Origin of the sequence: Ligilactobacillus aviarius (assembly GCF_001654615.1) — a bacterium.
In the GTDB taxonomy this organism is placed as follows: Bacteria; Bacillota; Bacilli; order Lactobacillales; family Lactobacillaceae; genus Ligilactobacillus; species Ligilactobacillus aviarius_B.
This window is the reverse complement of record NZ_LWUD01000016.1, coordinates 80,115-105,715: the sequence shown is the minus strand read 5'-3', so window position 1 is coordinate 105,715 and position 25,601 is coordinate 80,115. Positions and strand designations below refer to the sequence as shown.

The 25,601-nt window shown below is 41.5% G+C and carries 23 protein-coding genes; 4 read left to right on the top strand and 19 right to left on the bottom strand.

The genetic code is table 11. The features are described 5' to 3' along the window. Window positions 1-16: 16 nt before the first annotated feature. The 3 genes from A3O17_RS03510 to hisS all read right to left on the bottom strand — a co-directional run bounded on the left by A3O17_RS03510 (window position 17) and on the right by hisS (window position 6,358). Window positions 17-3,136 carry a type I restriction endonuclease subunit R gene (locus A3O17_RS03510; protein WP_064212945.1) on the bottom strand — a complete coding sequence of 1,040 codons (3,120 nt, stop codon included), beginning with the start codon at window positions 3,134-3,136 and terminating at the stop codon, window positions 17-19. A 147-nt stretch (window positions 3,137-3,283) separates the two neighbouring features. Beyond that, on the bottom strand, window positions 3,284-5,065 hold the full coding sequence (aspS, locus tag A3O17_RS03505) for an aspartate--tRNA ligase (RefSeq protein ID WP_064212944.1): 1,782 nt from the start codon (window positions 5,063-5,065) through the stop codon (window positions 3,284-3,286). 15 nt (window positions 5,066-5,080) lie between these two features. Beyond that, window positions 5,081-6,358, bottom strand: coding sequence for a histidine--tRNA ligase (gene hisS, locus A3O17_RS03500; protein ID WP_064212943.1), 1,278 nt, complete (start codon window positions 6,356-6,358; stop codon window positions 5,081-5,083). Between the two features lie 373 nt (window positions 6,359-6,731). Between hisS and A3O17_RS03495 the strand changes: the two genes are divergently transcribed. Continuing rightward, the gene (locus tag A3O17_RS03495) at window positions 6,732-7,625 is read left to right on the top strand and encodes an N-acetylmuramoyl-L-alanine amidase (protein ID WP_057827377.1); all 894 of its coding nucleotides are present in this window, start codon (window positions 6,732-6,734) and stop codon (window positions 7,623-7,625) included. A 179-nt stretch (window positions 7,626-7,804) separates the two neighbouring features. Here A3O17_RS03495 and A3O17_RS03490 read toward each other — a convergent pair whose 3' ends face one another. The 12 genes from A3O17_RS03490 to A3O17_RS03435 form a co-directional block, all read right to left on the bottom strand. Next, window positions 7,805-8,437, bottom strand: coding sequence for an HAD-IA family hydrolase (locus A3O17_RS03490; protein ID WP_064208666.1), 633 nt, complete (start codon window positions 8,435-8,437; stop codon window positions 7,805-7,807). Between the two features lie 18 nt (window positions 8,438-8,455). Beyond that, window positions 8,456-8,902 (bottom strand): D-aminoacyl-tRNA deacylase, encoded by a 447-nt coding sequence (gene dtd, locus A3O17_RS03485; RefSeq protein WP_064208665.1) that lies wholly within the window; start codon window positions 8,900-8,902, stop codon window positions 8,456-8,458. A gap of 13 nt (window positions 8,903-8,915) precedes the next feature. After that, on the bottom strand, window positions 8,916-11,141 hold the full coding sequence (locus tag A3O17_RS03480; protein ID WP_064212942.1) for a RelA/SpoT family protein: 2,226 nt from the start codon (window positions 11,139-11,141) through the stop codon (window positions 8,916-8,918). Window positions 11,142-11,204: 63 nt separating this feature from the next. After that, window positions 11,205-11,534, bottom strand: coding sequence for a hypothetical protein (locus A3O17_RS03475; protein WP_064212941.1), 330 nt, complete (start codon window positions 11,532-11,534; stop codon window positions 11,205-11,207). Window positions 11,535-11,569: 35 nt separating this feature from the next. Then, entirely contained in the window at window positions 11,570-12,331 is a 762-nt protein-coding gene (locus A3O17_RS03470) for a 16S rRNA (uracil(1498)-N(3))-methyltransferase (protein ID WP_064212940.1), read from the bottom strand. Window position 12,332: 1 nt separating this feature from the next. Beyond that, a complete protein-coding gene (prmA, locus tag A3O17_RS03465; protein WP_064212939.1) occupies window positions 12,333-13,217 on the bottom strand; it encodes a 50S ribosomal protein L11 methyltransferase in 885 nt (294 codons plus the stop codon). Window positions 13,218-13,227: 10 nt separating this feature from the next. Then, window positions 13,228-13,710, bottom strand: coding sequence for a DUF3013 family protein (locus A3O17_RS03460; protein ID WP_064212938.1), 483 nt, complete (start codon window positions 13,708-13,710; stop codon window positions 13,228-13,230). A gap of 231 nt (window positions 13,711-13,941) precedes the next feature. Next, complete coding sequence (locus A3O17_RS03455) at window positions 13,942-15,228, bottom strand: ABC transporter substrate-binding protein (protein ID WP_064212937.1); 1,287 nt, start codon at window positions 15,226-15,228, stop codon at window positions 13,942-13,944. A 28-nt stretch (window positions 15,229-15,256) separates the two neighbouring features. After that, entirely contained in the window at window positions 15,257-16,543 is a 1,287-nt protein-coding gene (locus A3O17_RS03450; RefSeq protein ID WP_064212936.1) for an MBL fold metallo-hydrolase, read from the bottom strand. Further along, window positions 16,527-17,345 (bottom strand): carbohydrate ABC transporter permease, encoded by an 819-nt coding sequence (locus tag A3O17_RS03445; protein ID WP_064212935.1) that lies wholly within the window; start codon window positions 17,343-17,345, stop codon window positions 16,527-16,529. The genes A3O17_RS03450 and A3O17_RS03445 overlap by 17 nt, the downstream gene beginning before the upstream one ends. After that, window positions 17,342-18,220 (bottom strand): carbohydrate ABC transporter permease, encoded by an 879-nt coding sequence (locus tag A3O17_RS03440; protein WP_064212934.1) that lies wholly within the window; start codon window positions 18,218-18,220, stop codon window positions 17,342-17,344. The genes A3O17_RS03445 and A3O17_RS03440 overlap by 4 nt, the downstream gene beginning before the upstream one ends. 2 nt (window positions 18,221-18,222) lie before the next feature. Beyond that, window positions 18,223-19,299, bottom strand: a complete 1,077-nt coding sequence (locus A3O17_RS03435) for an ABC transporter ATP-binding protein (RefSeq protein WP_225354711.1) — start codon at window positions 19,297-19,299, stop codon at window positions 18,223-18,225. A 305-nt stretch (window positions 19,300-19,604) separates the two neighbouring features. Between A3O17_RS03435 and A3O17_RS03430 the strand changes: the two genes are divergently transcribed. Both A3O17_RS03430 and A3O17_RS03425 read left to right on the top strand, forming a co-directional pair. Next, window positions 19,605-20,564 (top strand): nucleoside hydrolase, encoded by a 960-nt coding sequence (locus A3O17_RS03430; protein WP_064212932.1) that lies wholly within the window; start codon window positions 19,605-19,607, stop codon window positions 20,562-20,564. Window positions 20,565-20,679: 115 nt separating this feature from the next. Further along, complete coding sequence (locus A3O17_RS03425) at window positions 20,680-21,030, top strand: hypothetical protein (RefSeq protein WP_064212931.1); 351 nt, start codon at window positions 20,680-20,682, stop codon at window positions 21,028-21,030. A gap of 38 nt (window positions 21,031-21,068) precedes the next feature. On the opposite strand, the gene A3O17_RS03420 is transcribed toward A3O17_RS03425, so the two are convergent. Beyond that, window positions 21,069-21,557 (bottom strand): thioredoxin domain-containing protein, encoded by a 489-nt coding sequence (locus tag A3O17_RS03420; RefSeq protein WP_064207797.1) that lies wholly within the window; start codon window positions 21,555-21,557, stop codon window positions 21,069-21,071. Window positions 21,558-21,779: 222 nt separating this feature from the next. On the opposite strand from A3O17_RS03420, the gene apf reads away from it, so the two are divergent. Further along, window positions 21,780-22,904, top strand: coding sequence for an aggregation-promoting factor (gene apf / locus A3O17_RS03415; protein WP_064212930.1), 1,125 nt, complete (start codon window positions 21,780-21,782; stop codon window positions 22,902-22,904). 278 nt (window positions 22,905-23,182) lie between these two features. Here the strand turns inward: apf and greA are convergent, their stop codons facing one another. Genes greA through mltG form a run of 3 tightly spaced genes read right to left on the bottom strand, consistent with a single transcriptional unit; the run spans window position 23,183 to window position 25,413 of the window. Continuing rightward, window positions 23,183-23,656: a transcription elongation factor GreA gene (greA, locus tag A3O17_RS03410; protein ID WP_064207799.1), complete on the bottom strand. Its 474-nt coding sequence runs from the start codon at window positions 23,654-23,656 to the stop codon at window positions 23,183-23,185. Window positions 23,657-23,670: 14 nt separating this feature from the next. After that, a complete protein-coding gene (udk, locus tag A3O17_RS03405; RefSeq protein ID WP_064207800.1) occupies window positions 23,671-24,327 on the bottom strand; it encodes a uridine kinase in 657 nt (218 codons plus the stop codon). 18 nt (window positions 24,328-24,345) lie between these two features. Next, window positions 24,346-25,413 carry an endolytic transglycosylase MltG gene (gene mltG / locus A3O17_RS03400; RefSeq protein WP_064213000.1) on the bottom strand — a complete coding sequence of 356 codons (1,068 nt, stop codon included), beginning with the start codon at window positions 25,411-25,413 and terminating at the stop codon, window positions 24,346-24,348. Window positions 25,414-25,601: the final 188 nt, after the last annotated feature.

Genomic DNA, 25,601 nt, shown 5'->3' with positions numbered 1-25,601 from the left:
ATCTTACTCTCCCAAATTAATATTTCTTCTTGATTTCATCTGCAAATTCTGTAATTGCTTGACGTAAACTATTCCGATATTTAATTTTTGATTTTGCTCGAACTTCTTCATCTTCGGCATCCGTATTATATACCGCTGAGGCTTCCTTAATAATATCTTTCAACTCTCCAGCTGTATTCATATCGTCTGCCCCCTCAACGTGTTTTTCAATAACTTCGTTTAACAAATGAGAGTCCTTAATATCGATTAATCCCCATTTTTTCTTAAACCTTAAAATCTGTTCACGCTGGTCTTTATCAGCGTTATTTGAAATTAAATCCTTAACGTCATCTGGCGAGATCGGATAAATATTGATTATTATATTTCCTTCTCGTAGCGCTTCGCTAAAATCATTAATTTGATTTGCATATTTCCGATTCGGAATTTGACTAACGATTCGATCAATTTCTTCCCGCGTTTCACTCGCAGCATCATGGTTACCTTCATGTAATTGATTAGCATATTGAGCAATTAACTCTTGAAGATAGTCGTAATTAACTTCAACGTCTTTGATATGCTCCATTTCAAGCGAAATTTCAATTGGATCAATCTTGCGCTTATTCGCAATTGACTCTTTTAGATCATTGGCCAAAACCGTCGTTAACCGTTCTTCATCATCAATATTCATTCCAATTACATTAAGCATCTCTTCAGGATGATCTTCATCATATTGATCATCCTGCTTTGCTTGTGACATCAAGTTATTGTAATTCCGCAATAATGAAAGCATTTCACTTTCACGTTCTAAACTATCTGGAATCCCCGTAAAATCTTCTGTCAAATGCTTTAACGATTTCACTACTGGTTTTAGCTTTTCAAGCACTTTATCATATGGCAAGGCCACAACTCCTGCGTTATTTCCTTCTGAATCAGTGCCTTCGACTAACCCTTCTTGAACATTGGCGGAGTTTCGGTTAGCATAAACCTCCAACGCGTCATTCATTAATTTCTCTGAATGACGTGGCCACCGGAAATTCACAATTCTTCCGTAAGGTTTAGTTTGCATTTTATGAATTCGATTAGTCCGTGAGTATGCTTGAATCAAGTTTGCGCCTTTCAGTGTTCGATCAACGTACAAGGTATTTAATTCTGGGGCATTAAATCCGGTTAGAAGTTGGTCAACCACAATTACAAGGTCTAAATACTTACCGTCATCAGCAGTCTTATTAAGCCTTGAGACAACATCTGCTGTATATTCTTTAGTAGATTTCATATCAAAGGTCGTCCCAAAATCATGATTATAATCATCAATAACCTCATGAAGGCTATTATTAGTTTCTAATTGATTTTTACCGTTAGATGTATCTTGACTAAACGTTACCGCAATTTTTAATGGATTATCCATTTTTTCATTTTGCTTTTTAAATTCGTGATAATACATCATTGCCATTGGGGTTGATGCCTTACCACCACCGACATGAGTTGTAAATAATGCATTATACCGCCGTTTTGAAGAACGTTTGTCCCAGTTATCCAAAATATTTTTTACAACCAGTTGAACATGTTGCTCATTCATATCGAAAACGCTTGAAGAAACTGTATCATCCATTTCTTCAACCGGTAGCCGATCAATATGTTGTTCAATTTCTTCTTTTGTCCAGTTTTGATGCTTATTGGCAAAGTATTCTGGTAAATATTGTTCACGTAAAACTTTTTCTGATAACGTGGTTTCAAAATCAACTTTAAAGCCTAAAACATTCTTATCTTTGATTGCATCCCGAATTGTATAACGATGTAATGGTTCACCAAACACCTTGTATGTCGTGACCTTATCACTTTCTTTTGAGTCAATATCATCATCGAAAATTGGCGTTCCTGTATAACCAATCCAGCCTGAATTTGGAAACGCCTTTTTAATTCGTTGAATCATATCTCCTGCAGTTGAACGGTGAGCCTCATCAACAATAAATACAACATTTTTATCATACTTAAAGTTTTCTTTTCCTGAAACTAATCGATCCATCTTTTGAGTTGAAGTGACAATAATGCCACTCTTTTTTTCACGTAGTCTCCGAGAAAGAACACCAATATTAGCCGTGTCCATAATGACGCCATCCTTGCCGTCACTATCAGGATCATATGCATTGTACTCATCAACAGTTTGGTTAGTTAAGGCCACCCGGTCAACTAAGAAAATTACTTTATCAACTTTCGGCAATCGTTGAGCCAACCATGCTGTCTTAAAAGACGTAATTGTCTTTCCCGAACCAGTCGTATGCCATACATATCCTAATTCTTGTGGTCCCATTTGGAAGTCATGCATTCGAATTTTATCAATTACTCTTCGAGTTGCATATACTTGATAAGGACGCATAACTTTAATCATTTGATGGTTTTTAGTACCATCCAAAATCATATAATTTGTTGCCATTTGATGAGCCATTGGAATTGACAAAAATTGATTTGCAAAAACTTTCCAATCCAAAACTGGCCTATTATCTTCTTCCTGTTGCCACCGAAATGCAAAATCCGTATTAAAGAGATCACTTGTTGTATTTGCCATATAACGTACATCATGGGGCGTGATGGCAACTAGAATCTGAACAGTTGAAAAGATATCAGTATACTGCTGTTCAGCAATGTACTGATGCATTTGATTTAACGCTTCACGCGCATCATGTCCATCTGCTTTTTCTTCAATTTGAATAATGGGTAAACCGTTAATTAATAAAGTTGTATCGAACTGTCGATCTTGTTTCCCAGTTATTTTTGCAGGTCGTTTAATCTGATTAACAATTTGATAAACGGTATTTCCGGCGCCGATTTGATCTTGGTCAAACACCGTTAAATAAACATGGCGTCCATCATCTAGATTAACTTCTACTTGTGACACACCATTAAGTCCATATAAAAATTTTCCTGCATCATATGGTGTATCTAACTTATTGATTTCATTCTTTACTTGGCTAAACTCTGAGTCTGATAATGGTTCGGTTAAAACATCAGCATTGTTTATCTCCAAAATCTTTTTAAAATTTTCCCACAAACCATCAGTTGTGTTTATTTCTTTTTCATATTTCCACTGTTTTTCTCCGCCTAGATTTTGTAAGTAATCAATTAATAAATCTTCAAAATCCAACTCTTTTTTCTGTATCATATAAATCCTCTCCAGCTTTGTAATACTATAATATTTTATCAAATATTTTCGCTCTACTCGAGAATGAATAATTAATTTGATTATAAAAAAATGAGATGCAAAAGTTTATGGAATTTCTGCATCTCATTCTAGAATATTATCTAATTTCTATTCTTCACTATCTTCCTTGCCCTCGTCTGCAACTTCGATGTGCAAGTCTTCAAGCTGTTGCGGTGCAACTTCGCTTGGAGCGTGAGTCAACGGTTCGGTTGCCTTGGAGTTCTTCGGGAAGGCAATGACTTCACGAATGTTGTCCTTCTTAGCAAGCAACATTGCGAACCGGTCTAATCCTAAGGCAAGGCCGCCATGTGGTGGGAAACCGTAGTCCAAAGCATCCATGAACCAGCCGAATTGTTCTTCGGCGCGTTCCTTGGTGAATCCAAGGGCTTTGAACATGTCCTCTTGAACTTCGCGTTGGTGGATCCGGATTGAACCGCCACCAAGTTCGTAACCATTCAAGACAATGTCGTAGCTTTGAGCGTGGCACTTGTGCGGATCCGTCTTTAATAATTCAAGGTCTTCTTCATTTGGCATTGTGAATGGGTGGTGGGCAGCGATGTATTGTTGGAATTCTTCGCTGTATTCGAACAATGGCCAGTCAACGACCCAGATAAATGCGAATTCATCTTCATTGATCATCCCTTGTTCCTTAGCAATTTCCTTCCGCAAGTAGCCTAATGAATCAGCAACGACTTTGCGGGTTGAAGCAACGAAGAGCAATAAGTCGCCCGGTTTAGCTTCAGCAGCTTCAAGAATTTGGTCACGGCGATCCTTGAAGAATTTTGCAATTGGTCCTTGCAAGCCATCGTCAGTAACCTTCATCCAAGCTAATCCTTTAGCACCAAACCGCTTGATGTATTCTTGTTTAGCATCGATTTGTTTCCGTGAGTAAGCATCAGCGCCGCCAGGAACGGCAATTGCCTTAACTTGACCGCCATCTTCAAGGGTTGAATCAAAGACCTTGAAGCCGGCACCTTTAACGGCAGCTGACATATCTTTCAATTCCATGCCGAAACGAATATCTGGCTTGTCAGAACCGTAACGATCCATGGCTTCGTCCCATGTAATGTGCTTGATTGGGGTTTGAATATCAATGCCAAGCGTGTCCTTCATTACAGCTTTCAATAAGCCTTCCGTCATTTCCATGATTTCGTCTTGATCCATGAATGACGTTTCAATATCGATTTGGGTAAATTCTGGTTGCCGGTCGCCCCGTAAATCTTCGTCCCGGAAGCACCGTGCAATTTGGTAGTAACGGTCAAAGCCGGCGCCCATCAACAATTGCTTAAACAATTGCGGTGATTGCGGCAATGCATAAAAGTGTCCTGGGTAGACCCGTGAAGGAACTAAGTAATCCCGCGCCCCTTCAGGAGTTGACCGGGTTAAGTATGGGGTTTCAATGTTGATGAAGTGGTTTTCATCAAGGTAACGGTGAACCGTTTGGGTGATGCGGTTCCGGATCATTAATGCCTTTTGCATTTCTGGCCGGCGCAAATCAAGGTAACGGTACTTCAACCGCATATCGTCGGTTGCGTTGGTATTGTCAGTGATTTCAAATGGCGTTAATTTCGCCTTGTTTAAAATGTGGACGTCACTGACTTCCACTTCAACTTTTCCAGTCTTCATGTTCGGGTTGATGGCATTTTCATCCCGGGCAACAACTTTCCCGACAACTTCGATAACGTATTCGCTTCTCAATGAGTCGGCGATCTTCAATGCATCCGGGCCGAATTCTTGACTGAAGACTAATTGAACAATGCCTTCCCGGTCCCGTAAATCAATAAAGATCAAATTTCCCAGGTTCCGCCGTTTTTGAACCCAGCCTTTTAATACAACTTCTTGGCCTAAATATTTTTCATCAACTAAGCCTGCATATGTTGTTCTTCTCAAAATAAACTTCCTCCGCTACTTAATTACTTTTGCAAAATCGTTGATCACATCGTCAAGGGAAACGCTGATTTCATTTCCGGTTTCCATGTTCTTCACGTTTGCCTTGTTTTTTTGTAATTCACGTTCACCAATCGTGATCGTGTACTTCGCGTTCAAGCGACTTGCGGTCTTGAATTGACCCTTTGGTTTACGGTCAAGGTAATCCCGGTCAGCCGTGTATCCTTGATGCCGCAATGCTTGAACGATTTCTAATGACTTAACGTTTGTTTCGCCACCAATGCCAACAACGTAAGCATCTAATTCATCATCCAATGGTAATTTTTCTTGTTCAGCATCCAAAACAAGTAATAACCGTTCAACCCCGAGACCGAAGCCGATTCCAGGGGTTGCGGGACCGCCGAGTTGTTCAACTAACCCGTTGTAGCGACCACCGGCACAAACCGTTGTCCACTTGCCGCCAAAGGCCTTTGAATCACTCATGATTTCAAAAATCGTGTGGTTGTAGTAATCCAATCCCCGCACCATGTTGGCATCAACTTCGTATTCAATGCCGAGGTCTTCAAGCAATTGTTTAACCGTATCAAAGTGCTTTTGGGAATCTTCCGTCAAGAAATCAAGGATCGATGGTGCATTTTCAACGATCTTTTGGTCATTTTCATCCTTACTGTCAAGGACCCGCAATGGATTCTTGTGCAACCGTTCCTTTGAGTCTTCTGATAATTGGTTTTCAAATGGTTCAAGGTAGTCGATCAATGCTTGGCGGTAATTCTTCCGCGTTTCCAAATCACCTAAAGTATTGATAACCAGCTTCAAGCTGTGAACCCCAACTGAATTTAACAAGTCCATCGCCATCGCAATGACTTCCACATCAAGGGTCGGATTATCAACGCCGAACGCTTCAACCCCGATTTGGTGGAATTCACGTAACCGTCCTGATTGTGGCCGTTCATAGCGGAACATTGGTCCCATGTAGTAAACCTTATATGGCTTTTGATATTCTGGTCCGTATAACTTGTTTTCAACAAATGACCGCACAACGCCCGCTGTTCCTTCCGGTCGTAACGTGATATGCCGATCACCCTTATCATGGAAATCATACATTTCCTTCGTTACGATATCCGATGTTTCCCCTGAAGTCCGTGAAAAGACTTCAAAGTTTTCAAATGTTGGCGTCCGCATTTCGTGATAACGGTACTTCTTGAATAATTCACGTGCTTTGGCTTCAACATATTGCCATTTTGCAGATTCATCTGCCAAAATATCAGCTGTTCCCTTTGGTTTTTGATACTTCAAAAGACTCATTCCTTCCATTCAAATTCCGATCAAAAAGAAAACGCCCCTGTCATTACTGACAAGGGCGCACACTGTGCACGGTACCACCTTAACTTCTTACTTTAGAATAACGCTCATCACGGTACATCAGTACACCTCAAAAGTGTCTTCGTTAAATCGCACCTGTAAATTCACACCAACCATCTACTCTCTGAAACTGCGAACTCAACTACTGGTCTTTCTCACCGGTCTTTTTCGTTACTTAAAGTTTACAAAGGAAAATTAACAAAGTCAAGCGTGATTGTTACAAAACTCTTAAATTCCGCGGTTAGTTGCACTAAGTCAAAATATTTTGCTAATATGGTATTTGATAATATCTTTGGAGATTTGATTTATGAAAGAAAACAATCAGTTAAAAGTTGAGGATACGTTCGGCTTTCTTTGGATCCTTTTGCTTTGTGTTGCTGCCTTTTTAGGTTATCGGACTTTTACCTACATGCAGCAAATGCCAATTGAAACCGAAGATGCCGCGCTTTACCAGCAACCGAGTGTGTTTGCGCATAAAGACCGCGACTTGGCAAAGGGCAGCCGGGTCAAGGTACTAAAACATAAATACAACTGGGTCTACGTGAAAACCAATGAAGATCAGTATGGTTGGATGGGAACATGGATGATCAATTCAAAGTATCAAAATCCAGTTAATAACCTTTCTGAAGCCACGATCGTGATCGATGCCGGCCACGGCGGTGCGGATTCCGGCGCCCTGTCAACGAATGGCAAGAAAGAAGAAAAGACCTTCACCTTGCGTTACGCTAAACAACTTCAATCAAAATTGAAAAAAGCCGGGGCGCGCGTTTACATGACACGTGACAGTGACAAAACCGTCAGCTTAAGTAAACGCCCGGAATTGGCTGAAAAAGTGCATGCGGATGCGTTCATCAGTTTCCACTTTGACTCATCACCGCAAGACAACAGCGCTAGCGGATACACGACGTATTACTACCATAAGGATAATGGTTCATTCCGGTTAGCCAAAGACATCAACAGCCAACTGACTTCTCTTGGCTTAGATAATCGCGGCGTTGATTTCGGGAACTTCTTAGTTTTACGGGATAACACCCAACCAGCCGTCTTGCTTGAAAGCGGCTATATCAATTCTGACCGTGATTTAAGCTTTATCGATGACAGCAGTTATGAAAATAAAGTCACAAACGATGTCGTTAAGGGCTTGCAATTATACTTTGAAGGTAAAGATGAAAACGCGTTGATTGCGAATGATCCAAATTAAACAAAAGAGGATGTGACTAATCACATCCTCTTTTGTTATATCTGCATAATCAGGTTCCAAAACAAACGAGCTGCGTGGTGACGCGGAGCTAATGCGCAAACCTCCGAATCTATGCTGACGCGATTCGTTCGCTTTTCTACTTCCACCACGCTCGCTTTTACTGTTTTGTCACACCTTCCCTATTTAATCCAATTCAAAATATCATGCATATCTTGAATACGGTGTTCCGGTGATGCCGGTTCAATGATCAGATCATCCGGATCAAATAAGATCCCGCTCATCTTAGCGTTATGAGCCGCTGCAATATCAAGTACCCGGTCACCGACCATGACACAATTTTGCGGATCAAGGGCGTACTTTTCAACTAACGAGTTCAGTGAAGCTGGATTTGGTTTCCGCGGAAACTTCTTTTCAGCTGTGACCGCATCCGTGAAGTACTTCTTCAAATCAAACTTAGCTAACATTTCCAATGAGCTCTTGTTCCGATGAGTCATCAGGTAGTTGTGACCACCATTCGCAACCACCTTGGCCAATACTTCTTGAACCCCGTCAAACGGCTTCATCTTGTCTTCAAGTTTAGCTTCGATTGGATTATATTCTTCACGCAATGCTTCTGGTTCTTCTTCAAGGTTGTTTTGAGTCCGGTAGTATGCAAACGTCTTTCCTAACGAAGTTTGCCGCATATGCCGGTAAACTTCATCCTGATCAAGCTTGAGGCCTTTTTGTTCAAAGACATCCATAAAGGCTTCAACCATGCCCGGATACGTGTTATATAACGTCCCGTCAAAATCCCAGAAAAATTCTTGATACATTATCGTCACTCTTTCCGCTTATTTTTGGTTCGAATCGTAAATGATCGTTATCGGCCCGTCATTGACCAATGCCACGTCCATGTCGGCTCCAAACTGGCCAGTTTGAACTTCAATGCCGTATGACCGGAGTTTTTCATTGAAGTAGTGGTAATTCTCCTTGGCCAATTCTGGCTTTTGTGCTGCCCCAAAGCCTGGCCGGTTGCCGTTCTTGGTTGAGGCATACAAAGTAAATTGCGATACCGATAAAATTGCGCCTTGAACCTGTTTGATTGACAGGTTAATTTTACCATTTTCATCGGCAAACAACCTAGCATTTGCAACTTTGCGCGCAATGTAGTCGATATCTTCGATCGAATCATCGTGGGTAAAGCCGACTAACAGCATGTAGCCTTTGCCGACCTTTCCAATTACCTGGTCACCAACCGTGACGCTTGCGGACTTGACCCGTTGTAAAACTACTCTCATTTTATGATCTCCTTTAGTGAATTGGACGTTCAACCAGGTAAACGTCCGGTACCCGTTTGATGTTATCGATCAGGCGTTGCAGGTGCTCTTTGTTGCGAACGCCAACCACGATACTGATCACCATCATTTGATTATGGTCAACATTTCCGTTAACGGACTTCAACGTCTTCGTTGAATTATTGACCATTTGCAAAATGTCGCTTAATAATCCAGTTCGATTATAGCCTTGAATCTTCAATTCTGCATCATATAACTTATGTTCACTTGGCAAGCCGTTCCATGAAACATCGATCAGCCGACTACCATTTTCATTTTCAACCTGAACATTTGGACAGTCAACGCGGTGAATTGATACCCCGCGGCCCTTCGTAATGTATCCCACAATTTGATCACCTGGAATCGGGTTGCAGCACCGACTAAGCCGAACCATCATATTATCGATCCCGGCAATCAAAATGTGATCATTATTCTTCCCGCTTCGGGGAGCTTCCTTCGCCGGATTTTCAATTTGCTTATGATCTTCAAGCAGTTCTTTTTCCTGTTGTTTGCGTTGTTCGTTTGCCCGCTGTTGCCGAATGTCCTTTGTCAGCAAGTTCACGATTCCCAACGGTTGCAGGTTGCCAAAGCCGATTCCAGCATACAACTCATCCACTGATGGGAGTTGCTTTTTATCAAGCACCCGCTGAATATTCTTGGTAGTTAAAACTTCACGCGGATCAAAGCCCTCTTCAACTAGCGCATTGTGCAAAATTTCTTGTCCCTTTTCCCGATTTTGAATGTAATCGCGTTTCTTAAAGAACTTCCGAATCTTGTTGCGTGCGCGGTTAGTATGCACTAACTTCAACCAGTCATTGCTTGGCCCGGCGGAATTGGCCGACGTTAAAATGTCAACAATATCGCCGTTTTTAATTTGATAATCCAGCGGAACAATTTTGCCATTGACCTTGGCGCCGGTGGCATGATTTCCAATTTCCGTATGGATCGCATAGGCCATATCAAGCGGACCTGCGCCCTTCGGCAACTCGGTGACATCGCCCTTGGGAGTGAAGGCGTAAACGCGGTCGCTGAATAAATCACCCTTGACGCTTTCCATAAAGTCCTTTGCGTTGGCCGCTTCATCTTGCAGTTCGATGATTTCCTTAAACAAGTTCAGCTTGTCGCCCGTTGCAGTTTCCTTGACCGGACTCTTCTTGCCTTCCTTGTATGCCCAGTGTGCAGCAATCCCGTATTCCGCTACTCGGTGCATTTCTTCAGTTCGAATCTGAACTTCAAATGGTTTGCCCTGCGGACCAATAACCGTTGTGTGCAGTGATTGATACATGTTAGCTTTCGGCATTGCGATGTAATCCTTAAACCGTCCCGGCATTGGTTTCCACCGCGTATGAATTGCCCCTAAAACGGCATAGCAATCCTTGATTGACTTGACCACGACCCGCACCGCTAACAAGTCATAGATTTGACTGAATTGCTTGTGCTGATCACGCATTTTCCGGTAAATCGAATAAATGTGTTTCGGACGGCCATAGATCTCACAGTCAAGGTTCAAGTCCTTAATGGCATCCTTGATTTCTTCAATTGCCTCGTTGATATACTTGATCCGTTCCGTCCGCTTAGCATCCATCAAATGAACGATCCGGTAGTACTGTTGCGGGTTCAAATAACGCAACGAAATATCTTCAAGTTCCCATTTAATTGTACTGATTCCAAGCCGATCAGCCAACGGAGCATAAATCTCAAGCGTTTCATTCGCAATTCGCCGTTGCTTGTCCGGCCGTAAATGATTCAACGTCCGCATATTGTGCAAGCGATCGGCCAATTTAACGATGATTACCCGCAAATCCTTGGCCATTGCCAGTAACAGTTTCCGGTGGTTTTCCGCCAGCTGTTCTTGGTGCGATTTGTAACGAATCTTACTTAACTTGGTAACCCCGTCAACAATCACTTCAACGTCGTGGTTGAAAAGTTCGCCGATGTCTCCCAGCGTGACGTTCGTATCCTCAACAACGTCATGCAAAAAGCCGGCCGCAACCGTTTCGGGATCCATCTTCAAATCAGCCAGAATGCCCGCAACCTGAATCGGATGAATAATGTATGGTTCTCCCGATTGCCGGGTTTGTTCACGGTGGACGTAGGTCGCAAACTTGCAAGCCTTCTTTACCAGTTCAACGTGTTCTTCATTCATATATTGACTGCACATTTGAATCACATCGTCAGCAGTCCAAATCACTTCTTTATCCATTCATCTTCACCCGTTTCAATTTAAATCATAGTAAAAATGAGACTGTCGCCAGCCTCACCTGTATTATTTCTTCGTTATTCCGTACGCTAAAAGACTTGCTGCAAGGTAGATTACCGCAACAACCCGTAAGATTCCTATAAAGAAGCTTCCCGCCGTGATCATAAATAAAATTGGGAAGAACAATAATGGAATCCATGAATCGTCGTTCTTGCCGGCGTATAACCCGACAAGGACGGAAAAAATCATATCAAAGCCAAACATAACAAAGCCAATCTTCGTTACATCATTGGCCTTGCAGACATTAAAAATAATGGGAATGATCAATGCAAAAATTGCAGCCGCTACCAAATACCACAGCATGCGAATAATAAAGGTCTTTTTTTCGTCAGTCATATAAATCCTCTTCAATTCAAATCTTTGTTATTATTCTACTCCAACTCCGTAACAAAGGAAAGCGCCGCGAGCAAATAAAGCGGCGCGGTTTCTGCCCGTAAGATTCGTGGTCCCAGTCCAGCACATTGGTACCCCGCTGCTGTAAGCTGGTTAATTTCTTCGGGAGCAATCCCGCCTTCCGGGCCAAAGAATGCCACTAATGATGTTGGATCTTTTGCCCGGGCCTGCGTTGCAATCTGCGCTAAAACTGTTTTTTCGTCTTGCTTGGCCGATTCTTCATACGCCACGACCTTAAAGTCCGCAGCCGCATTCATTGCAATCACATCATCCAGTGAATCCGCCCACTCAACTTCCGGAACATGGTTGCGGTGCGACTGTTCTGCTGCATTTAACACAATGGTCTGCAGCCGCTTGATTTTCTTAGCTTGTTTTTGGTTCTTCCACCGGGCAACTGAATACCGGCTGTTCAAAAAGATAAACCGGGCTGCTCCAAGTTGCGTGCCCTTCTTAACGATTTCTTCGGCCTTATCGCCCTTTGAAACACCGCAAACGATCGTGACCCTAACCGGCATTTCAACTTCCCGGTCAATTGCTTTGATGATCGTAAATTGGCCTTCATGCTTCTCAACTTTCGTTAGCTGGCACTGGTAAACCTTTTCGTCGGCCGTCACTAATTCAAATTGATCATCGACCTTCATCCGCAAAACATCAACGGCATGATGAAAAATTTCTTGTGGTAAAAGTAACTTTTCATTTTTGAATTCAGTTGATTTTTGAACTGTAAAAAAGCGTTGCATCCTATTCTCCTTCGTTCGGCAAATGGGCAATGATCGAATACCAATCCTTTTGGTTTAAAATTTCATCGATCACAAAGCCATGGTCTGTTAATTCGTTCACGATCAAATCTTTCTTATCGTTGATGATTCCTGAAGTAATGAACTTTCCGCCAGGATTTAAACATTCCTTGGCTTGCGGGATCAGCGGCACAATGATTTCGGCCAAAATGTTCGCCACGATCAAATCAACCTTCTTACTGATTCCATCAAGCAAACTGTTCGTTCCGATATTGATGTCCTGTGCAACGGGGTTCAACGCAACGTTCTCCTTGGTTGCTTTGATTGCTTCGTCATCGATATCATATGCATCGATTTCACCGGCCCCAAGGTACTTTGCCGCAATACTCAAAACTCCTGAACCAGTTCCAACATCAATCATTGATTCATTTCCGCGAATTTCCTTTTCAAGGGCCAACAGCGCCAGGCTGGTTGTCGGGTGCGTTCCCGTTCCAAATGCGCGGCCCGGATCAAGCCGAATCACTTTTTCATCAGCATTTTCCGGTTGGTAGTCTTCCCAACTTGGAACGATCGTTAAATACCGCGTGATGCGCACTGGGTGATAATATTTTTTCCAAACGTCACGCCATGAATCATCATTGACATCACTTAACTTCACGGTTGCCTTTCCCGGATCAATGCCGAATTGACTTAATCCCTTGATCTGCATTTCCAATTCAGGAACCTTTTCCGCCACGTTGACGTTTGCCGGGAAATACGTGATGATCCGCACGTCATTCAAATCCTGGTCATCAATTTGAACACCGCCCGCTTCATTTTCCATTAAAATGTTCGTCACCGCGTCAATCGCTTCATTCGTTGTTTCAACTACAAGTTCTGTCCAATCCATGTTCAGCCTCCTAGAATTTCGGATAGTTTAATTGTTGGGTTTCATCTTGGCGGGCTGCCAGTTGCTTTTGAAATTCAACTTCGTCCCATTTAAGATTAAATGTCTGAATTGAATCATCACTTACAAAATCAAGTAAATCTGATTCACCATTATCAAGGGTGTCTTGCAAAACGTCTAAAAAGGCATCGGCTTGGCCCTTCGTCCAGCCTTTTTTGCCATTGAATCCCAAGGTTACTAGATAATCTTCCTGATTGAAATCAAACGGCTTGGTTTGATCATACAGCAAAATCGCATCATCAAACGTAATGATTGGTTCAACGGATTCCGTGTCATCTGAATCAATGATCTTATGTCCGCTTTGATTTTCAACGTAAAATTCCATTTCAAGTTCAAAGGCCCGTTCATGCTTGAGCCAATTCCAAGCCAATGTTCCATCAAAATCTAAATTTTGAACCCCATCGTCAAGGTAATCAATTAATGATTGCTTCTTCATTTTCGAATCCTTTCACTTTATATATTAGTAATATTTTAGCGTGATTTAATCGATGATGCAAAAAGAGGTTGTGACTTTTATCACAACCTCTCTTGTTATATCTGCATAATCGGGTTCCAAAACAAACGAGCTATGTGGAAGTTCGAAAACCTCCGAATCTATGCTGCGCGATTCGTTCGCTTTTCTGCTTCCACCACGCTCGTTTTTGACGTTTTGTCACACCTTGCTATTTTATTGGTTCCATGCATTCTTAAATTGGCTTTCACCTTGTTTGATAAGTGAGTTAAGATTGCCGTTCTTAGCGTGACTCAAGATGTTTTGCATGATCGTGTTCATTTGTTGATATGCAGCATTTGAGTTCTTAGTTACCGGAACGGTGTAAAGGTTCTTCGTTGCAGCTTCAACTTGGGCTGGAACCTTTGAATCCTTGTTGTTCTTGTATTCACTACTGTTAATTACATCTTGTGATACTGGGATGTAACCCGTTTGTTGTGCCCAGTATAATTGTGACTTCTTGCTTGTCAAGAACTTCATGTACATAAAGGCTGCTGTCCGTTGCTCCTTACTTGCGTTCTTGAACATGTAGATGTCAGTTCCTTGTTGCATGTTCCACTTGCCAGGACGAGGAGCAACTTCGTAATCGAACTTGCCGTTAACACCCTTCTTAACGAAGCTTTCACCAGCACTTGTTCCAATGAACATTGCGACCTTTTGGTTAGCGAAGTCGCCTGAAAGGTAACCTTGTGAACCAGCAGTCTTGAAGTAACCCCCCTTGATTCCGTCAGCGTAGTAGTCGATGACTTTCTTTGACTTAGCTGATGTCAAGTTGATCTTTGAAGTGAAGTCAACGCCTTCGTTCTTCATTCCTAAAACATAGTAGTTTGATAATGAGTCAAAGCCGGCACCGACAACTTTATGATTTGATTTTTCATAAATTGTCTTGGCAGCTGACTTCAATTGCGCCATGGTTGTTGGAACCTTAACGCCGTACTTATCAAGCATTGTCTTGTTGTAAACTAAAACTTCAACTGATTTGTTGAACGGAATTCCGTATTGAGTACCGTTGATTTGGGCACCCTTCATCAATGATGGTTTGATGCCACTCTTTGCAGCGCTTCCCCAGCCAATCTTTGAGTTATTGATGTATGGCTTTAAATCAACTAATAAATCATTCTTTGATGCATTGTACAACCAGCCTGGATATGCCTGAGTAATGGTTGGCAAATTTTTTGGTGATTGCAATGTTGATGTGATTTTTGATTGCAAATCTTTGTATTGGCCTTGGTTTTCAAGCTTAACCGTGATATTCGGGTTTTCCTTTTCGAATTCTTGGGTCAAGGTTTGCAAAGCCTTTTGTTGATTACCTGACATCCCATTCCAAAATGTAATGGTTGTCTTTTTTGTAACCTTTGTTGGGATACTGTCAGCACTTACAGTTGATGATAAACCACCTGCAACGGTTGCAAAAAGCGTTGCTGCAGTTGTTGCGGCAACTGCAAGTTTTTTGATGAACTTCATAAAAGCTCTCCTCCTTAAAATTTTTTGTTTAATGCAAAACAAGCGTTTGCCCATTTTGCGGTAAAACACGACTTCCAAACGGGTTTTTCAAATTTTCTGGATGAAAACTATGAATTGGGGTCAACAATTGCGGCTTAATCCCCGCAATAATTTCATCCAGTTCGGCTGCCGTTGCATGCCCCGAACATGCTAACCGAACAAATTCAACGTGATGGGCCGCTAACATATCAAGGAATTTTTGATATGCCGGGTCAAAATCCCCCAGCGGTTCCGCATCACTGTGAATGTACAACGTATTTGACTGCAGATTTTCAAAATGATCTTCAACCTGCCACAAATACGTATCCTTATCAGCCAAAAGAGTTTGGTAATCAACTTCCAAACTTGGATCAAGTTCTGGAAGCGGCTTGGCGGACGGTGCGTAATAATAATTGACTTTCCGTCCCGTAATCTGTTGAAGCAGCCATGCCCGGTCAGCGGTCAAAACGACTGTCCGCGGTTGTGCATCACAAATTGCTTCTAACCGGCTGATATTGCCCGGATAAGTATTAAAGGTCGTCGGACGTCCCTTTGCATTTTGAACAAGCTCAACCAACCTTTCAATTAGAAGCTGTTCACTCCATGGCTTGCGCGGCTTATCCAAATCTTGCGGGAAGCTGACCCCGACGCCTTCGCTAATCAGCAAATCGCATCCTGCAGCCGCCGTCATCATCGCCCGCGTCCATTCCGGATGATAACCATGGAGCCGTAAATCACCGGTATAAACGATAAATGCATCCGGTGTATGAATCAGGAATGCAACTGCCCCATCGGCATCATGATCAACGGGATAAAATTCAACCTCGATCGCGCCGATTTTCACCTTATGATGAACCGGCAATTCAGTCAATGGCCGCAAGTAATCTTTTGGATGACCAGCTGCCGGAAGCAGAAAATCACCATCCCGGTTTAACCGTTTCAATAACTTGATCGTTGCTGGAGTGCTGTAAACCGGAATACGCTGATCAACAAAATTTACCATCTTAGTATGATCTAAATGTAAATGCGAGATAAACGCCGCGCTGTGTTGAAACTTTTCCTTCCACTGCGGGGCTCCCGTCAAATGTTCATCATAAAAATCATCCAGTTCCGGAATCAAATGATTTTGAATCAGCGTTTGGTAGGATTCATCCGGTAAATCAAGTTCCGGTCGATATTCGGTTCCCAAGTCGAAAAAGATATGCGCATCGCCATATGCAATTTCGATATTCGTTCCGCCAATCGTATCAACACCTTTGTGGTAAGTTATGCGTGTTTGCTTATCCTTTAAGGCCATCACGTGTAACCCCCTGAATAATTTGCTTTCTAAAGATGAAGTAGATGATCAAAATCGGGATAACCGTTAGTGTGGCTGCTGCCAATTGCAACTGCGTTTGGGCCCCGCCATCAGAAGCGAAGTTGGCCAACCCGTTATTCAACAGCCGCATATTATCGTTATTCGTTACCAATAATGGCCAGAGGAATGAATTCCAGCCGGCGATGAATGAGAGTAATCCCACCGTTGTTAATGCCGGTTTTGACATTGGAACTAAAATCTTCCATACATATTGCCAGTTGTTTGCGCCGCTGATTTTTGCAGCTTGGTAAATGCTGCGCGGAATTCCTTGGAAGTAACTGTTCAAGTAGTAAATATAGAAGACACTCGTTGTAAATGGTAAGAACAATCCAACGTAGGTGTTCAACAAGCCCCACTTCGCAATCGTATTGTAGTTCGTGAAAATGATTGCTTCTGAAGGAACCATCAACAATGAAATCATCAAAATCTTAATGGCTTTTTTGCCTTTGAAATCTAAACTTGTTAATGCAAATGCAGCAAACAATGAAGTGATCAATACACAGACCGTATCGATCGATGATGTTAACAGTGTATTCCAGAAATACTTCAAAAACGGTGCTTGATGAAAGACTTGCACGTAGTTTTCAAAGTGAAAATGATGCGGAATGATCGTTGGTGGAATACTTGTTGTTTCTGCATATGACATCAATCCGCCAAGCACCATGTAAATAAACGGGAAAACCGTAATAATGCTTAGAAGAATGATAAAAATCCATGTAATTATACCGGTAACCTTTTTCATCTGCGACCCACCTTATTCAATAACTTATTTTGAAGGAATGATACAACTAAAATTACCAAGAACAATAAGACCGTTGCGGCCATCGCAACTCCTGGGGTTCCAACAACTTGGAACTTATTGAAGATGTAGTAAACGGCCGTCATTGCACTGCCTGCGATTCCCGGTTGCCCGTTAAACAGTGCGTAGATCGATGTATAAACCTTGAACGCATTGATTAAGTTTACGGTCAGTAAGAATGCTAAAGTTGGAACTAATTGCGGCAACGTGATCCGGAAAAACATTTCAGAATCACTTGCCCCGTACATCTTCGCAATCGTGTAGTGTTGCGGATCGATTCCCCGTAAAGCTGACATCAAAATAACAATGTTAAATGCTAAGCTGAGCCAAACCCCAAAGATAATCACGGTGATCATGTTCATGCTAGGGTTATCTAACCAGTTCGGGGTTCCTAAATGGAAGAACCGTAAAATGTAGTTCAATAAGCCGTACTGCCCGTTGAAAATGTAACGGAAGACGATCCCAATCGCAATCGTACTTGTGACGTATGGCATGAAGAATAATGCTTCAAAGAATTTTGAATGCTTGATCCGGTTAAATAAGTTCCATGCAATCGCAATTGAAATTACCATTCCAATCGGAACAACCGTAAAGGCATACAAAGCGGTATTTTGAAGTGCCTTCGCAAAATATGGATCTTGAATTACATATTTATAGTTGCTCAACCCTGTCCAGTGCATTGAAATTAATGAACCGGATTGAAAACTCATCACCAATGCCCGCAAAATCGGAAAAACACTAAAAAGGATAATTCCTAAAAGAGCTGGTCCAAGGAACCACCATGCGCTCCATTGATTTTTTCGCCGTTTATTTTTCATTTTTAATATACCCGCTCTCCGTCCTTGTTAAAGATAAATGCTTTCTTCATATCAAACCGTAAGTTAACTTCATCGCCCGCTCCGATTTGATCTTCGATATCAACTAATGACCGGTACTGCTTATCGCCAAAGTAGAACTTCAAGATCCGTTCACGACCGATCAATTCAATATCATCAACTTTAATTGTGAAATCTGCCATTTCAGCCGTTGACGGTTGCAAGTTTTCCGGCCGGATTCCAATTACATAATCCCCGGCGGTCAGCTTTTGTTTCAACTTACTGTCGGCTAAGCGTTCAGCTAACAGGTTGAAATGTTCATTATTAAATTGGTTGCCATCAAATTGAACATCAAATAGGTCAATTACCGGATTACCGATAAAGTTGGCAACGAATCGATTTGCTGGATCAAGGTAAAGGTTTTGTCCCTTATCTGCTTGTTGAACGACTCCATTGTTAAGTAAGATGATCCGATCACCGATTGAAAGAGCTTCTTCTTGGTCGTGAGTAACGAAAATCGTTGTGATTCCAACTTCCTTCACCAATGCCCGAATTTCTTCCCGAATTTGAAGCCGCAACCGCGCATCCAAGTTACTTAACGGTTCATCCATTAAGAGAACTTTCGGTTGTTGAACAAGAGCACGTGCAATTGCAACCCGTTGTTGCTGTCCACCGGATAACTGTCCCGGTTTCTTCTTCGCAATATCGGTAATATGGGTCAATTCCATATATTTCTGTGCAATTTCACGTGCTTCAGCTTTCGTTTTTTTATTTTTACCAACAGTTAATGGAAACATTACGTTTTCTTCAGCTGTCATATGCGGGAATAATGCATAATTTTGAAATACAAAACCAATGTCCCGGTTTTCAGGGGCAACATCAAGAACTGATTTTCCTTCAAACTTCACATCACCTGAAGTTGCATCAAGCAAACCAGAGATGATATTAAGCAACGTTGACTTACCACAACCACTCGGGCCTAATAAGCAAACTAATTCACCCTTTTCCACTGAAAAATTAACATTTTTCAATGCTTCATATCCGTTCTCGTATGTTTTATTGAGGTTTGAAACTTCAATCATTCTTTTATTTTCTCCTTTACGCGGATCCGCTAATATCCACAAAATATAATGATTATCAATCATTTAACTACAACAAATTGTATCAATTATTCCAGAATAATCAATATAAAATTCGCAAAAAATTCATCGTTTTAAGTGAATTTTAGAAGATATCGTTTCCAGAGGAATTATTCGTCTTTTCCTGAACAATTCGATTTCCATTTTAATAATTGGTCCGTCCCAAAAAAAGCAGAAAAAAGTTTCTCCAATCGCAGTTCACTTCTGCTAAAATAAAATCAAACATCAAAACTAAAGGAGAACTTTTCATGGCTAAGTACAAAATGATTTTAGACCTCGACACCGGCGTTGATGACGCCTTGGCACTCGCATATGCCCTCGCCACTCCCGAATGTGATTTAATTGGCGTCGTTGCTTCTTTTGGAAATATCGTTCCCGAAGAAGCGGCCCAAAACACCCTTAACTTATTAGAAATGCTTGGACATCCCGAAGTCCCAGTTTTCATTGGTGCAACCCATTCTTCACACACTGATCACTTTGAAGTAATGCCGATCAGTCAAACGATCCATGGCAAAAACGGAATTGGTGAAGTTGAAGTTCCAACTGCTAAGCGGAAAATTGAAAGTCAAAACGGAATTGATTTTTACATTGAAGCGGCGCACAAATATCAAGGTCAACTGTTGATCGTTCCAACTGGTCCGTTAACAAACCTTGCTGCTGCAATTGAAAAGGATCCTGAAATCATTGACTTGATCGGTCATGTAACGTTAATGGGCGGTGCATTGACCGTTCCTGGAAACGTCAATCCGGTAACCGAAGCCAACATCAATCAAGATCCACCAGCTGCTGATAAAGTTCTCCGCAGCAAGCTTCCATTGACAATGGTTGGTCTTGACGTGACCCTACGGACATTGCTTACAAAGAAAGAAACCCAAGAATGGCGTGAAATTGGGACAACATCAGCTACCAAATACGCTGACATCGTTGACTACTATATCAACGCCTATAAAATCACCAGTCCTCACCTTCACGGTTGCGGATTGCATGATCCGTTAGCAGTTGCGGCGGCGGTTGATCCAAGTCTTTTACAAACCATTTACTTAAACATGAAAGTTGATACCGAAGGCGCATATGCCGGGCGAACGATTGGTGATGAAACCCGGTTAAATGAACCGGCAACAACCACTCAAGTTGCCGTGAACGTCGATGTTCCACGGTTCTTGGAAATGTTTATGACCAAACTTTCCGCCTTCTTTAAAGAACATTAATCAAAAAATTACCGGCTTGACGAACTTGCAAGCCGGTTTTTATATGGTATTCTTAAATAGATGTTATTGAATAAGTGAAATAACAATTCATTTTAATCATGAGGAGAGAGCCATCATGAAATACGTTGGTGTAGCTTTATACGTTTTTTGGCTACTTTTGACAATGTTTAAATTTGAGTCGATGCCTAAGGATCGGAATTTATCGTATCGCGATGTTTTTTTCGGTAACATTGTGTGGTATCACAATTTAAGAACGCTATTATTTGCGGCGGCCGTAATCATTACCGTTGTCTACGCCCCGCTTAAAATTATTTACTTATTAATTCTTATTTCATGTGTCATTTTAGGAATCGTCTGTCTGCGTAACTTCTTCAATTTAGTTGGAAATCCATGGATCGATTTAGGATTTTTGATGGGAGCAATTATTTGCGGAGTTTTAAGCGGACTGTTTGTTTTTAAAATGTAGTGACTGAAAAAAGGTTATGGCAAGTTGCCATAACCTTTTTAATTTTGATGAGCATTAATGAAATCTGAAATCTTTTCGTCAAAGTCATACCGAATAATTCGTCCATGATCAATACATAATAATGCCGGCGGATTTTTAACCTGCAAATCTTCAAGCAAGTGCCGCAAAATCGGATTCGTTGCTTCCTTCGTTGTATCTAAATAATACACATTTGTACCGGCTTGTTGCGCAGCATAACTCAACCGCGGTGCAAAACTTAAACATTGCGGATTATTCCGGGTTCCAATGTAAACAAAAAAGTGATCGCGATTCCGTAACAATTCATTCCAATTGTGGGCTTTTAGCCGAATAAAGAATTTGATTTTCTGATCATACACTTTCCGTTGCCAAAAGATGATATTCTTTTCAGCAAATGATAAATGATTGTCTAAGTTATGATGATTTCGATAATGTTCCCAACCAATGGCGGCAACCGTTGTTAATCCTGAGATACCAAGCAAGAGTTTCAAACTGTTCTTCTTATCCATTAGATTCGCCTCCATATCATTCTATTAATTATTATATCTTATTAAATCAGATGGTTCTTATACCTTAATGTTACAAATGTTACAAAAAAATATCAAAAAGTAACATTATTGCTACCTGATTGTTATGTTGGTTCGTTATACTTTTAGACGATGGTTCAATAGATTTGAACTAAAGGATAGATATAGATAGATTACAAAATCTTTTAGGAGTGAATTTTCTACATGAAGTTAAACAAAGTTTTAGTATCAGCTGCTGCCCTCTCAGGAATCGCTGCAGCAGGAACAGCCGCTAATGCTGATACAGTATCAGTTAAAGCAGGGGAGACTGTTTCAGAACTTGCTCAAAAGTTCAACACAACAGTTGAAGCAATTCAAAAAGCAAACAATTTAAAGAACGTAAACTTTATCACTGTTGGTGAACAATTAAACATTCCAACAAACGATAATACTCAACAACAAGTTCAACAACCACAAGCTAATGCAGCTCAAGTTCAACAAGAACAAGCCGCACAACAAGCTGTAATTGCTCAACAACAAGCAGCTCAACGTCAAGCTCAATTAGCTGCTCAACAAAAGGCTGCACAAGCTCAAGCTGCATTGCAAGCCCAACAAGCTGCCCAAGCCGCTGCCGCTCAAAAGCAAGCTGAAGAACAAGCCGCACAACAAGCTGCTGCTCAAAAGGCACAACAAGAAGCTGCCGCTGCTCAAGCTGCTAAGGAACAACAAGAAAAGGCAGAACAAGCTGCACAAGCTCAAGCCGCTGCCCAAAAGCAAGCTGAAGAACAAGCTGCTGCTAAGAAAGCTCAAGAAGAAGCTCAACAACAAGCCGCTGCTGCTCAAGCTGCTAAGGAACAACAAGAAAAAGCTGCTCAACAAGCACAACAAGCTGCTGCTCAAAAGCAAGCTGAAGAACAAGCTGCTGCCAAGAAAGCTCAAGAAGCTAAGGAAGCTGCCGCTGCTCAAGCCGCTGCAAATGCTAAGGCTGCTCAACAACGGGCCGCACAACAAGCACAAGCTCAACAGCAACAACAAAAGCAACAAGTTGCTCAACAAAATACACAACAACAAGCTGCTAATAACAACCAACAATCAAACAACAATAATAATAACAACAACAGCAACTCTTCAGAAGCTGCTGCTAAAGCATGGATCGTTGCTCGTGAATCAGGCGGTAACTACAATGCTCGTAACGGTCAATACGTCGGTGCTTACCAATTAAGCGCAAGTTACTTACACGGTGACTACTCACAAGCTAACCAAGATCGGGTTGCAAACCAATACGTTGCAAGTCGTTACGGTAACTGGGTAAACGCTCAAAAGCACTGGGAACAATTCGGTTGGTACTAAAATAAATTTAGTCAACGTAAATAATTTGAGGATGAACAAATTTTGTTCATCCTCTTTTTTGTAAATCAACAACGCCCCTCTTTCAACTAAAACTTCATAAAAAAATAAGGTTGTGATCAAATCACAACCTTTTTGCTATATCCGCATAATCGGGTTCCAAAACAAACGAGCTGTGTGGTGACGCGAAGCTAATTCGAAAAACTCCGAATCTATGCTTCGCGATTCGTTCGCTTTTCTGCTTCCACCACGCTCGTTTTTAACGTTTTGTCACACCTTCCTTATTGCACATCAATAATTGTAACCGTCATTTCACCACCAGGAGTTGTAACGGTTACCTTTTCACCCTTCTTGTGGCCAACTAAGCCCTTCGCAATTGGTGATTCGTTTGAAATCTTACCGTTTAATGGATCAGCTTCTGCAGCCCCAACGATTTGGTATGTTTCGGGATCATCGTCTTCTTCTTGGAATGTAACTGATTTTCCAACTGAAACTTCATCAGCATCAACATTTTCGTTGTCGATAATTTCAGCATGGTTCAACATGTTGTCAATTTCCTTGATTCGACCTTCAACAAATGATTGTTCATCCTTCGCTGATTCATATTCTGAGTTTTCAGATAAGTCACCGAATGAACGGGCAATCTTGATCCGCTTGATAACTTCTGCCCGTTTATTGGTCTTTAAATCTTCAAGTTCTTCTTCAAGTTTTTTCTTACCTTCCAATGTCATTGGAAATGTTTTTTCTTCAGCCATTTAAAATCCTCCTCTTATTCAGCACTTAAATTGTTCTTTTGAATAATATCACGAATCTTTGTTACCAACAAATCAATTGCGACCTGGTTTTGGCCACCTTCAGGAACGATAATGTCAGCATACCGTTTCGTTGGTTCGATAAATTGGTGATACATTGGTTTAACTGTTGCTAAATACTGGTCAATTACAGATTGTAGTGAACGTCCCCGTTCTTCAATATCCCGTTGGATCCGCCGAATGATTCGAATATCATCATCGGTATCAACGAAGATCTTAATATCCATTAAATCACGAAGCCGGGGATCGTTTAATACCAAGATTCCTTCAACCAAAATAACTTCTTTTGGTTCTTGGTGGATAACTTCCTTGCTTCGGTTGTGACTTGCATAATCATAAACCGGAATATCAATTGCTTTCCATTCAAGCAGGTCATGCAGTTGTTCAACCAAAAGGTCCGTATCCAATGAATTCGGGTGGTCGTAGTTGACCTTCGTCCGTTCGTCAAATGGAACGTCGTCCTGACTCTTGTAGTATGCATCTTCTTGGATCATTGCAAGTGAGTGGCCATGAAGTTGTTCAAGGATCGCATTTGAAACGGTTGTCTTGCCGCTTCCTGAACCCCCTGTAACGCCAATAATTACCGGACGATGTTTCTTTTCGTTGTTTGTCATTCCCAATTCCTCGACTTCCTATTTTTCGTATCCGTTTGCTTTTTGAACTTTACTTACATTTTCTTGATGTTGTTGATATGACTTCGTGTAATAGATCTTACCCGTCTTCATATTGGCAACAAAGTACAAGTATCCCTTATCCCGGTCTTTTGGATAAAGAACCGCCTTGACCGCATTGATTGGCGGATTATTGACTGGTCCTGGTCCTAAGCCGTTATTTTGATACAGGTTATATGGTGAATTAACCTTCAAATCATTATATGAAATGTTTTGTTGATGCTTGCCTAATGCATATGACACGGACACATCAGTTTGCAATTTCATATTCTTTTGCAGCCGGTTTTCAAATACCCCAGCAATCATTTCCAAGCTTTCCTGATTTGTTCCTTCACCTTCAACAAGGGAAGCCAATGTCAAAGCTTGTTGAACTGACATGTGATCATCCTCAATCTTTTGGTAATATGGTTGCATTTCTTGGTTTTCCTTGGCAACCATTTGTTCAACCAACTGCTTCAAAGTTTCATTCTTTGAAACCGAGTACGTTGCCGGATATAAGTAACCTTCAAGTTGGTACTTGACATCCTTGGCACCAACCGCTGATGAAAGCAGGTCAGGATACTTCTTCTTTAATTCATTTAAGAATTGCTGATCATTAAGTAAATTCAAAAAGTCTTGTTTTTTGAACTTCGTATTCTTTTGAATCACGTCACCGATTTGATCAGCCGTAACCCCTTCGCGCACCAGGACTTTACCTGAACCGATTGGGGTACTTGAACCGCCCTTTTGCAATTCAGTTGCGATCTGGGCCAAAGTCATTGACGGCTTAAAATCATAGTAACCGGCTTTAAATGCTGCCAGTTGCTTTGATTTAACATAGTAATTAAAGACAAACCCGCTGCGAATAACACCCCGTTTTTGCAAAATGTCACCAATCTGCTTGTCCGTACTTCCAATCGGAACCTTAACTTTAATTGATTCGTTTGAAGTTGGGTCAAGCGGTTTAAGCGAACGTTGAACATACCGGTAACCTAAGAAACAGAAAAAGAGAATTACAACGACCAGCACGCCGACCGTCCAGTGAATGATTCGTTTCGCTGAACTTGGAGCTTCCTTGGCAACGTGAGAAGTTGACTTCGTCTTTGCCGTTTCAACGCGTGATGGCGTCGTTGATGGTTGCTTCTTTTCCGCCTTCGAATTTGATTCTGGTTGATGTTGTTGATTATTTTGAGTCAAAATATTCCTCCTCAAGATTTTGCTTGAATCAAGCTAAAGTC